The sequence below is a fragment of the uncultured Georgenia sp. genome (assembly GCF_937958535.1).
In the GTDB taxonomy this organism is placed as follows: Bacteria; Actinomycetota; Actinomycetes; order Actinomycetales; family Actinomycetaceae; genus Oceanitalea.
Map to the genome: position 1 here is coordinate 1 of NZ_CALGNQ010000074.1, position 9,996 is coordinate 9,996.

Consider the following 9,996-nt stretch of genomic DNA (forward strand, 5'->3'; position numbering starts at 1 on the left):
CCGCGGCCACACCGCACTCAACGGCGCCTCACCCGCCAGCCGCGTACCCAACCTGTGTGGGCAGAACATCCAGCGCCTCCGGCATGGTGAGGGTGCGTTTCACCCGCGCATCCTGCCGAGCGTCACCGTTTCACGTGAAACCGGACGCACGGACCGTCGCTCTGTGTGGCCAAAGGATCGGTGTGGGGTCGGCTCCGCACCACGGTCTCGTAGACCGGTGATCACTGCTGCAATCAGTGTGCCGTGCCTTTACGACAGCTGCGCCGGCGTACTGCAACTCGCCAGTCTCCGCTGTCCCTTGATGGACCTTGTGGCCGGGCACGGCGAACGCACACCACGGCACCGCGCTCGACGTGTTTCACGTGAAACCTACCGTCGGAGTTCCTGTGCGCTGTGGCCTAGCGCATTGTGATCCTCTCTGCCCATGGCGCGTGGTTTTCACCCCACCGAGGATGTCGCTGGCAGGCACCACCGGGGTCGACGGCTGATGGCGGTACTCCCAGGGTGATCGCTACCGCCCTGGGGCGTGTGATTGGGTCGCGTGTTCCGCTCGAGAGGCAGCCAGCCACAGAGGGCTCCCTAGGTGAGGTTGAGCGTTGATCAGGAAGCGCCTCGGCCGGCTGGAGCGCCATCGCCAAGTCGCACCCTCAAATCGCGCGCGGAGGCGACCTGGTAACGGGAGTTCCAAGACGATCACGCAATACCAGGCACGCGTTGCCCGAGGACAGCCGCGGTTTCACGTGAAACGTCGGCGCTGGGTAGCCGCCGCGGAAACTGATCATTGGCGGAGCTGGCGGCTCAGTAGCAAAGACCGACGAGTGCGTCGTGTGGACGATTCGAGGGATGGAGGTCGATGAGAGCTTGGGTCGGTGCCGGGCGGGATCCGGCTGCTGAAGCATCTCGACAGGTCTGTCTGCGCTTGCAGACACAGGTGCTTTCAGTGGCCTGGTACAGGGAAGCGATCAGCGTTCTCCCGCATACGGATGACGTGCTGGTGAGACGTGCTGGTGAGTGGATCTCACCCAGTGTTGTTTCACGTGGAACGCGGCGCCTGCTGGGCGGTGATGCCTGACCCATCCGGGAGTCGCGGCGGTACTGTCGGGAGACCACGGACATCGGGCCCGTCACGTCTCATCCGGGAGCAGGGCGCTCTGGCTGAGTGGAGCCGACGACGGCGGTCGACCCAAGGGGAACGTCCGACCCCACGATGCTCGGGCCGCCCCGAATCGAACTAACAGTGACCGGCGTTTGGACAACAGTCTGTGTGGGCGGCATCTGGGCGTCTTGCTGTTTCACGTGGAACGGACCTACGCGAACTGCCATTGCGCTCCAAGAGACGCTGCATGCGCCGCTCCGATAGAGGGCAGGAATGTGCACCATGCGAAGCCGGAGTGCGAACCCTGAGTGCGACTACTACCACGTCCCTTACACATCGAACTCAACCTGCGGCCTGCTTCGAACCTCGGTCGGTCAGCTCGATGCGTCAATGCGCGACCCGTCGGCCCAACTGAACTATGTGGAGGAGGTTTCGACGTCCGGCAACCAACGGAGCTCGACAGCGAGCAGCTCGCGATGTCGGGCCTTGTGTGATGCAGCGTGCACGGGGACGGTGCTGACAAGGTCCATGGCGCTCGCCCGTCCGCGACGAGTTCGCGCGGGCGATGTGGGGTGCTACGGATGGCACACGCTGGCGGACAGCGAGTGAGAGGGGCTGGTGACCGTACCTGGACCGATCCATGTCGGATCAATGGGCGAGAGCGTGCTTCGTTCGTCAAGCCTGTGGATCCGAGTCGCCATCACGACGGGCCAGGTTGGCCCGCGTGTTTCACGTGGAACAGCGCCGGCAGACCGTCCCACAGTGCACCGGCCACGGACCCACTTCGTTGGGCGAGACACACTGTGCGCAGACTCACGTGGAGCGCCCCATGAGTTCTGCGGGGACGGTTATGCATGTCGATGAGCTGCTCTCGGGAGCCGGCAGCCGGCAGTGCACGCCGGTCCCACGGTCAGCGCCGTGAGGAGTCTCCAGACCGCAGTTCCGGGTCCTGCGCGGAACATCCCCTTTGCTTTCGCATCCGAACGTCCCCTGCCGGTAATCGACACGCCCTGCGTCCTCCATGGCGACGGCTGAGCAGATACGGGTCTGGAGAAGAGATCTCTCGGAAGCCGCGATCCGGTCTCGCCGGGATGACGTGGTCCCCTGTAGTCCAGCCGTGGCGGACGCGTTTCACGTGGAACAAGGGAGCGCGTGAGCACAGAGTGCTCCCCGTGCGAGGCAGGGCCAGGTTGTGTCCACACATCGGCATGGCGGCACTGGACTGTGTGCTCCCCCGGTTAGGCTGAGTGTCGCTGCTAGCGCGATACAAGGGGTGCGTGTGACTGAGTCGAACGACACCACGCTGGACTCCGTGCAGGACATTCCAGCGGTGGACCAGAGTGACAGGAACGACCCGCGAAACATCCTCGGCGGCCTCGACGACTTCGACGAGTCGACACCGCTCGCCGCGCAGCTCGCCGAAGACGCACGACGACGGATGGAGCTCGAGGGTAAGCAGTTCCCTCGCCCCCCGGAGACGAAGATCCTCACCGTGGCGAACCAGAAGGGCGGGGTCGGGAAGACCACCACCACGGTGAACCTCGCGGCGGCGCTGGCGATCGGCGGTCTCCGGGTGCTCGTCATCGACAACGACCCGCAGGGCAACGCCTCCACCGCCCTGGGAATCGAACATCAGGCCGGCACGCCCTCGACGTACGACGTCCTCATCGAGGATGTTCCTCTGGCCGAGGTGATCCAGCCGTGCCCCGACGTCGAGAACCTCTTCTGCGCACCGGCCACCATCGACCTGTCGGGCGCCGAGATCGAGCTCGTCTCCATGGTTGCGCGTGAGAACCGGCTGCGGAACGCGATCGCCACGCTCCTCGACGACGACGAGCACGGCGACTACGACTACGTCTTCATCGACTGCCCGCCCAGCCTTGGGCTCCTCACCGTCAACGCCTTCGTCGCTGCCCGCGAGGTACTCATCCCGATCCAGTCGGAGTACTACGCGCTCGAAGGTCTGAGCCAGCTCCTCCGCAACATCGAGCTCATCCGGGGACACCTCAACCCTACGCTACATGTGTCGACGATCTTGCTCACGATGTTCGACAAGCGCACCAACCTGTCGCGCCAGGTGGCGGACGAGGTCCACCAGCACTTCCCGACCCAGACACTCGAGGTCTCGATCCCGCGGTCGGTGCGGATCTCGGAAGCGCCCTCCTACGGACAGACCGTCCTGACCTACGACCCGAGCTCGACCGGGGCCTTGGCCTACCGGGCGGCCGCCCAGGAGATGGCCGACCGCGCAGCGGCGGCGAGCTCTGCCTCACGACCACAGCACGAACGACAGCCGGTTGCGGCGCACAGTACGGAGGATGTCAATGAGTGAGAAGCGGCGCGGCCTGGGCAAGGGACTGGGTGCCCTCATTCCCACGGCCCCCGTCGAGGGACGTCCGGTGGACGTGTTCTTCCCCGAGACGCGTCCGGCCACGTCCACACCTTCCACTGGCAACGGCCGTACCAAGACGACAAGTGAGCCCGCCGCCGCACCCGAGGCCGCTGCCCCCTCCCGGTCGCGGACCACCCGGGCGGCGGCACCGCGCAGCCGCAAGCGCCCGTCCATCCCGAAGGATGCGGTGACACCGCGGCGACGGACGGCGAGCGGAGCCACCGCGCCGAGCCCCTCGGCGGCATCGCCCGAGCCGGCACCGGAGCAGGAACCCACTCCGCAGGCACAGGACGACGCACTCGTCCCCGTCCCGGGTGCGACGTTCCAGGAGGTGGCCCTCGAGGACGTCATCCCCAACCGGCGCCAGCCGCGGCAGGTCTTCGACGAGGAGGAGCTGGAGGAGCTCGCTGCCTCGATCCGGGAGGTCGGCGTCCTCCAGCCGATCGTCGTGCGGCCGCTCCCGGAGGGGGAGGAGGCCCGCTACGAGCTCATCATGGGCGAGCGACGCTGGCGTGCCTCCCAGCTCGCCGAGCGCACCACCGTGCCGGCGATCGTCCGGCACGTCGACGACAACGACCTGCTCCGTGACGCCCTGCTGGAGAACCTCCACCGCACCCAGCTCAACCCGCTGGAGGAGGCCGCGGCCTACCAGCAGCTCCTCGAGGACTTCGACTGCACCCACGAGGAGCTGGCTGCCCGGATCGCCCGGTCACGTCCGCAGATCTCCAACACCCTGCGGCTGCTCAAGCTGCCGCCGCTGGTCCAGCGCCGCGTCGCCGCCGGCATCCTCTCCGCCGGTCACGCTCGCGCACTCCTGGGGCTCTCCGACCCGGCGGCCATGGAGCGCCTCGCGCAACGGATCGTCGCCGAGGGCCTCAGCGTCCGGAGCACCGAGGAGATCATCGCCCTGGGGGATGAGCCGGTGGCACCGGAGATGCGCCGCCGTCCCCGGGCGAACGCCTACGCGGCGGAGCTCGACGAGCTCGCCAACCGGCTCGCCGACCGCTTCGACACCCGGGTCAAGATCGGCATGGGCCAGCGCAAGGGCCGAATCAACATCGAGTTCGCGAGCATCGAGGACCTCAACCGGATCCTCGACGTCCTCGCTCCGAACATCGAGCGGCTACAGCTGGACACCTGAGCCCGCGGGTCCGACGGCACCCACCGTCGGACCCGTCACGCCGGCCGAAGGACACCGGTGCACAAGGCCCTGCCCTGCGGGTGCTCAGCCCCGCTGGGCGGCGCGGCGCACCAGCCCGACGACCAGGTCGGTGAACGACGGACCGCCCTGTGCCGCCCAGGCCTGCGCGGCCTGCGGGAAGAGCGAGAGCTCGGTCATGCCGGGCGCGACGTTCATGTCGAGGAACCAGGGCGTACCGCCTCCGTCGACGATGAGGTCCGTGCGGGACAGGTCGCGCAGCCCCAGCGCGCGGTGCGCGGCGACCGCGGCCTCGCACGCCGCACGGGTGGTCTCCTCCTCCAGCCGTGCCGGCACGAAGTACTCCGTCCGGCCGGCGTTGTACCGCGCGTCGTAGTCGTACGGGCCGTCGGTGAGGATCTCCACCGGCGGCAGTGCCACCGGACCGTCAGGGGTGTCGACCACGGAGACGGCCACCTCGGTGCCCTCCACCAGCCGTTCGACGAGCGCGGCGTCGCCGTAGGAGAAGCAGGTGACCATCGCCTCGGGCAGGTCCTCGGCACGGTGGACCGCGGTGACGCCGAGGGCGGAGCCGCCGTCCTCGGGCTTGACCACGAGCGGCAGACCGAGGCCCTCCACAGCCGTGGAGAGCACCGCACTGGACCCGATCTCGTGGAAGAGCCCGCGTGGCAGGGTGACGAACTCCGGGGTGGCGACACCGGCGGCACCCACCACGGCCTTGGCGACCGGCTTGCGGGAGGCCAGCCGACTCGGCCCGGACGTGCTCCCGACGTAGGGGACGTCGAGCAGCTCGAGGAGGCTGCGGATGGACCCGTCCTCCCCGGTCGACCCGTGGACCAGGGGGAAGACGACGTCCGGGCGGGAGGAGCGCAGGTACGGCAGCAGCTCCGCATCGAGGTCCCGCACCTCCACGTGCAGGCCCGCGTCGAGCAGCAGCTGGGCGACCCGGCGCCCGGAGCGCAGGGACACGTCCCGCTCGTGGGACAGCCCACCCGAGAGGACGACGACCCGCAGGGTGTCGTCGGCGGACGCGGTTTCGGCGTTCGTCATGGTCTCTCCGCTCTGATCACGCCTGGTCTGGGCTGGGGGCGTCGACGATGTTGCCGTCGGCCGGACGCGGACCCGTGGTCCCGAACATCTCGATGAGCTCGAGCTCGGAGTGCACCACCCCGGCGAGCCGACGGACACCCTCGCGGATACGTTCCGGCGTCGGGTAGCAGAACGACAGGCGCATGTGGTCCCCGCCCTGGCCGTCGGCGTAGAACGCGGTGCCGGAGACGTAGGCGACGAGGTGGGTCACCGCCCGCGGCAGCATGGCCTTGGCGTCCAGGCCGTCCGGCAGCTGCACCCAGGTGTAGAAGCCGCCCTCCGGGACCGTCCACCGGGCCTCGGGGAGGTACTCGGCGAGGGCCGACATCATGGCGTCGCGCCGGGTGCGGTACTCCTCGCGGAACTGCTTGACCTGGCCGTACCAGTCGTAGCTCTGCAGGTAGGAGGTGATGGACAGCTGGCTGAACCGGGAGGGCGAGAGGATCGCGGCCTCCGCGGCGAGCACGAGCTTCTCCCGCACCGCGTGCGGCGCGGCGGCCCACCCCACGCGATAGCCGGGGGCGAACGTCTTGGAGAAGGAGCCGAGGTACACCACCCCGTCGGGGTCGTAGCTCTTCAGCGCCGGGAGCGGGTCACCGTCGAAGCCGAGCAGGCCGTAGGGGTTGTCCTCCAGGATGAGCACCCCGTGCCGGCGGCAGATCTCCACCACGCGTGGGCGGCGCTCCGCGGCGAGCGTGACCCCGGCCGGGTTGTGGAAGTTCGGGATGGTGTAGAGCATCTTCACCCGGCGACCCTCGCCCCTGAGCCGCTGCAGGGTGCGGTCGAGCTCCTCCGGGACGATGCCGTGGTCGTCCATCGGCACGTGGACGATGTCGGCCTGGTAGGCGCGGAAGACTCCCAGTGCCCCGACGTAACTGGGCGCCTCGGCGACGATGACGTCACCCGGGTCGATGAAGATCTCGGTGACGAGGTCCAGTGCCTGCTGGGAGCCGGTGGTGACGACGACGTCGTCGGGGTGCGCGTGCACGTGGTCGTAGCGCATGACCTCGACGATCTGCTCGCGCATCTCGACCTCGCCCTGCCCGCTGCCGTACTGCAGCGCCTCAGGTCCGCGTTCACGCAGCAGCCGGGCGGTCATGTCGGCGAGGAAGTCGATCGGCAGTCCGGAGATGTTCGGCATGCCGCCCGCCAGCGACACCACCTCGGGGCGGCTGGCGACGGCGAAGAGCGCCCGAATCTCCGAGGACCGCATGCCGTGTGCGCGCTCGGCGTAGGAGTCGAACCACGGGTCCAGCCGCGTGCCGCCGGTTGCGAGCTCCCCAGCGGGGGTCGGTGGTTCGGGCTTCGTCATCTGGGGTGGCCTCCTCCTCGCGCACTCACGTGCCTGCAGGCTACGCCTCGGTGTCGTGCGCCGGCTGGGACGGTCAGGGAATGAGCGCCGCCAGCTGTGCGGCGAGTTCCGGCTTGGGCCGGGCCCCGACGATCGTCGTCACCAGCTCCCCGTCGCGGAACAGCGCGAGCGTCGGGATGGAGACGACGCCGTAGGCCTGGGTGGTGTCCGGGTTGTCATCGACGTCGAGCCCGACGACGCGCAGCCGGTCCCCGTACTCCGCGGCCAGCTCGGCGAGCACCGGGGCCACCTTCAGGCACGGCTGGCACCACTCCGCCCAGAAGTCGACGAGGACCGGTCCGGGGCCGGCCAGCACCTCGGTGGCGAACGTGTCGTCGGTGACCTGCGGCAGCTGCGGCAGGGTCACCGGGCGACCGCCCCCTGCGGGGTCTGGGAGGCGTCGGTGTCGGGCTCGGCGGCCTCACCCAGGGCGGCGAGGTAACGCTCGGCGTCCAGGGCCGCGGCGCAGCCGGTGCCGGCCGCGGTGATGGCCTGCCGGTAGATGCTGTCGACGAGGTCGCCGCAGGCGAAGACGCCGGGCAGGTTCGTCGCGGTGGTCGGGTGCTGGACCCGGACGTAGCCGTTCTCGTCGAGGTCGACCTGCCCGGCGAGGATCTCGCTGCGCGGCACGTGCCCGATCGCGACGAACACGCCGGTGGCGGCGAGCTCACGCTCCGCGCCGGTGACGGTGTCGCGCAGGGTCACGCCGGTGACCTTGTCGGTGCCGTGGATGGCGACGACCTCGCTGTTCCAGGCGAACTCGATCTTCGGGTTCGCCATGGCGCGGTCGGCCATGATCTTCGAGGCGCGCAGCTCGTCCCGCCGGTGCACCACGGTGACCTTGGCGGCGAACTTGGTGAGGAAAGTGGCCTCCTCCATCGCCGAGTCACCCCCGCCGACGACGATGATGTGCTGGTCGCGGAAGAAGAAGCCGTCGCAGGTCGCGCAGTAGGAGACACCGCGCCCGCCGAGGGTCTTCTCACCCTCGAGGCCGAGCTCCTTGTAGGCCGAACCGTTGGCCAGGATGACGGCGCGCGCCCGGTAGGTCTCACCCTCGGCCGTGGTCACCGTCTTGACCTCGCCGGTGAGGTCGACCGACACGGCGTCGTCGTAGACGACGGTGGCGCCGAACTTCTCCGCCTGGCCCTGCATACGCTCCATGAGCTCGGGACCCATGACGCCCTCGGGGAAGCCGGGGAAGTTCTCCACCTCGGTGGTGTTCATCAGCGCGCCACCGGCGGTGACGGCGCCGGCGATCACCACGGGGGCCAGGTTGGCACGCGCCGCGTAGATCGCCGCGGTGTAGCCGGCCGGTCCGGAGCCGATGATCACGACCTCGTGGAGGGTGCTGGGCGTGTCGCTCGTCGTCATGAAGGTCCTTCGTCGCTCGGGGTTCTGCTCAGGTCAAGGCCGGCCGGGGCGTATTTGTTCCACGGGCTCACTCCACCTCGAGCTCGGCGAGCTCGATGCGGTTGCGGCCGTCGGAGTCGGCCACCGGCAGGGAGGTGAACCACAGGACGAGCTCGTCGGTCTCCACCGGCTCGTCGAAGGTGAAGGTCGTGGCCGGGCCCATCGGGCCGGAGGCGAGCACGTCGCCCTCCGTGGGGGAGGAGGCGGAGGTGGCCCGGATCTCCACGTTGCCGCCCTCGCCCATAAGGTCGATGACGACGGCGGAGACGAGCGTCTCCTCCTCCAGCTCGACGTGAAGCCCGATGCCGGACTTCATGCCGTACTCCGGGTCGACGTAGGAGCGGGAGCGCCAGTAGGTCGACGGGTCGCCGTCCAGGGCGTTCGGGGTGAGCTCGGGGTTCTCCGCACCGTCCCCCTCCGGGTCGAGGGGGGCGAGCGCGGCGATCTCCGGCGGCTCGGGCGGGGTGGTGGGCTCCGGCTCCGGCGTCTGCTCCGGGGTGGAGGTGACCTCCGGCTCCGGAGCGGGCTCGGCCGTGGGGGCGTCGGACTGCTGGGTGACCGGCACCGGCCGCACCGGGTCGGGGGCGGCGGTGAGGGTGCGGAAGGCGAGGATCGCCCCGATGACGACGGCCACCAGCGCGACGGCAAGGACGATCGGCGTGGGGTCGAGGCGCCGCTCCCGGAACGGCACCGGACCCTCCTCCTCGACGACCTCGGGCTCGGCGACGACCGACTCCCACGACCGCTCGGTGGGTGGGGGCGGGTAGGCCGGTGCCGGTGGGGTGGCGTGCGCCGGCGGCCGGGCCGGGGGCGGGTCGGAGACGACGCGGCCGTGCTCGAGCGCGGCCTGGACGTCGGCCTCGCGGGTCTCGGCGAGCCGCTGCTCGGCGGCGGCCTCCCGCTGGGCGGCCCGCTCGGCCGCGGCGGCGGATGCGCGCTCCCGGCCGGCGGTCAGGAGGTCCCGGACGGCCCCGACGGCGCGCCCCGCGGTCTCCCCCACCGCGGCGACCGCACCGCCGACGGTCGCGCCGAGCGACGCGGTGATGACGGAGCCGCGCGGGTGCCGGGCGGCCAGCGGTGGTGCGGCGGCGACCTCACCGGCGGCGGCGACGACCGCGGTGAAGTCCTCCGGTGCGCGGGCATCCGCGGGGAGAGGACGCGGGCGCCAGGTCGAGACGTCGCGCGTGGGCAGGTCGGTGGGCGGGGCGTCCTCGGCCGGCGCCGGTACGGCGGACACGACGGACTCCCAGGCGGGAGCTGCAGCCGGGACGGCGCCCTCGACGTCCGCGGGATGCGGGGTCCAGGCCATGGTCTTCTCGACCGGGGCGTCAGGGGTCGGCGGGGCGGCGGCCGGTGCGGTGCTGCCCGCCTCCTCGGGCGAGCCGTGGTCGCCGGACGGGGTGGTGGGGGCATCCTCGGCGTCGGCCGGGGAGTCGCCGGCCGTGGTGGCCGCGGGGGTCGCGGCGGCTGCAGCACCGGCGGCGCCGGCCGCGGCCCCG

At 70.3% G+C, this 9,996-nt stretch carries 7 protein-coding genes; 2 read left to right on the forward strand and 5 right to left on the reverse strand.

The genetic code is table 11. The annotated features are described in order from the left end of the window. Positions 1–2,426: 2,426 nt before the first annotated feature. Together Q0195_RS04315 and Q0195_RS04320 are read left to right on the forward strand one after the other, a co-directional pair. Entirely contained in the window at positions 2,427–3,428 is a 1,002-nt protein-coding gene (locus Q0195_RS04315) for a ParA family protein (RefSeq protein WP_299275055.1), read from the forward strand. Next, the gene (locus tag Q0195_RS04320; RefSeq protein WP_299275038.1) at positions 3,421–4,629 is read left to right on the forward strand and encodes a ParB/RepB/Spo0J family partition protein; all 1,209 of its coding nucleotides are present in this window, start codon (positions 3,421–3,423) and stop codon (positions 4,627–4,629) included. The genes Q0195_RS04315 and Q0195_RS04320 overlap by 8 nt, the downstream gene beginning before the upstream one ends. Before the next feature lie 84 nt (positions 4,630–4,713). Here the strand turns inward: Q0195_RS04320 and Q0195_RS04325 are convergent, their stop codons facing one another. From Q0195_RS04325 to Q0195_RS04345, 5 genes are all read right to left on the reverse strand, one after another. Then, positions 4,714–5,697 carry a D-alanine--D-alanine ligase gene (locus Q0195_RS04325; RefSeq protein ID WP_299275040.1) on the reverse strand — a complete coding sequence of 328 codons (984 nt, stop codon included), beginning with the start codon at positions 5,695–5,697 and terminating at the stop codon, positions 4,714–4,716. Between the two features lie 16 nt (positions 5,698–5,713). Continuing rightward, positions 5,714–7,048 carry a PLP-dependent aminotransferase family protein gene (locus Q0195_RS04330; protein WP_299275043.1) on the reverse strand — a complete coding sequence of 445 codons (1,335 nt, stop codon included), beginning with the start codon at positions 7,046–7,048 and terminating at the stop codon, positions 5,714–5,716. A 73-nt stretch (positions 7,049–7,121) separates the two neighbouring features. Next, the gene (gene trxA, locus Q0195_RS04335) at positions 7,122–7,454 is read right to left on the reverse strand and encodes a thioredoxin (protein WP_299275046.1); all 333 of its coding nucleotides are present in this window, start codon (positions 7,452–7,454) and stop codon (positions 7,122–7,124) included. Next, positions 7,451–8,458, reverse strand: a complete 1,008-nt coding sequence (trxB, locus tag Q0195_RS04340) for a thioredoxin-disulfide reductase (RefSeq protein WP_299275049.1) — start codon at positions 8,456–8,458, stop codon at positions 7,451–7,453. The genes trxA and trxB overlap by 4 nt, the downstream gene beginning before the upstream one ends. 67 nt (positions 8,459–8,525) lie before the next feature. After that, positions 8,526–9,996: discoidin domain-containing protein (locus Q0195_RS04345; RefSeq protein ID WP_299275052.1), on the reverse strand; the 1,471-nt coding region annotated here is incomplete at its 5' end.

What these genes read in the sequence shown, in the direction of transcription:
- Q0195_RS04320 (WP_299275038.1), top strand. Translation starts at nt 3,421, where the DNA reads ATGAGTGAGAAGCGGCGCGGCCTGGGCAAGGGACTGGGTGCCCTCATT.
- Q0195_RS04325 (WP_299275040.1), bottom strand. Translation starts at nt 5,697, where the DNA reads ATGACGAACGCCGAAACCGCGTCCGCCGACGACACCCTGCGGGTCGTC.
- Q0195_RS04330 (WP_299275043.1), bottom strand. Translation starts at nt 7,048, where the DNA reads ATGACGAAGCCCGAACCACCGACCCCCGCTGGGGAGCTCGCAACCGGC.
- trxB (WP_299275049.1), bottom strand. Translation starts at nt 8,458, where the DNA reads ATGACGACGAGCGACACGCCCAGCACCCTCCACGAGGTCGTGATCATC.